Raw genomic sequence first — 1115 nt, forward strand, 5'->3', positions numbered from 1 at the left:
GCGGTGCCCCGGCCGAGACCGCAACGGATCACCTCCCGGACCCGAGCCCCGCCCCGGCCGTGCATCCCGACGCGCTCGCCTACGTGATCTACACCTCCGGCTCGACCGGACGGCCCAAGGGCGTGATGGTCCCCCACCGCGCCCTCGCCAACATCCTGGCCAGCATGGCCGAGAAACCAGGTCTGGCTGCGCACGACACCATCCTGGCGCTGACCTCGCTGTCCTTCGACATCGCCGTCCTCGAACTCCTCCTGCCCCTCACCGTCGGCGCCCGCATCGTGCTCGCCTCCCGCGCCCAGGCCCGCGACCCCGACGCGCTCCTCGCCCTGGTGCGCACCCACGCCGTCGACGTGGTCCAGGCCACCCCCACCACCTGGCGCCTCATCGGCGGCGGACACGGCCTGCCCGAAACCTGCCGGCGCTGGTGCGGCGGCGAGGCGCTGCCCTCAGACCTCGCCCGCGAACTCGCCGGGTCGCAGGGACAAACACGGGCCTGGAACCTCTACGGCCCGACCGAGACCACGATCTGGTCGGCCTGCGCAGCCCTGCCTCCCGGCAGGACCGCCGAGCCGGATCTCGGGGAGGCGGTGGCCGCCACCGTGCTGCGGGTGCTCGACGCCGACGGGCATCCGGCGCCGGCGGGCCTGCGGGGCGAGCTAATGATCGGGGGCGAGGGGCTGGCCCGCGGCTATCTCGGCCGGCCCGGGCTCACCGCCGAGCGCTTCCTGCCCGACCCGTTCGGGCCGCCGGGGTCGCGGCTCTACCGCACCGGCGACCTGGCGGGCCGGGACGCGGACGGGCGGCTGCTCTACCGCGGCCGGGCGGACGACCAGGTGAAGATCCGCGGTCACCGGATCGAGCCGGGCGAGATCGAGGCCCGTCTCCTGGCTCTGCCGGGGGTGGCGCAGGCGGCGGTGACGGCGCGGCCGGGTCCGACGGGGTTGCGGCTCCTGGCCTATGCGGTGGCACGCGCCGGGGCGGTGCTCGACGGGCCGGCTCTGCGCGCGGCGCTGGCTGAGGCGCTGCCGGACTACATGGTGCCCGTGCAAGTGACGGTGCTGGAGCACCTGCCGCAGACGCAGAACGGCAAGCTCGACCGCCGGGGGCTGCCGGCG

General features: G+C 75.6%; 1 protein-coding gene. It reads left to right on the plus strand.

Features of this window, described 5'->3' with window-relative positions; translation table 11 throughout:
• Nucleotides 1-1115 (plus strand): amino acid adenylation domain-containing protein (locus VP06_RS32095; RefSeq protein WP_048467882.1); only part of this gene is annotated, 1115 nt, incomplete at both ends.

This window comes from Methylobacterium aquaticum, from assembly GCF_001043915.1.
In the GTDB taxonomy this organism is placed as follows: domain Bacteria; phylum Pseudomonadota; class Alphaproteobacteria; order Rhizobiales; family Beijerinckiaceae; genus Methylobacterium; species Methylobacterium aquaticum.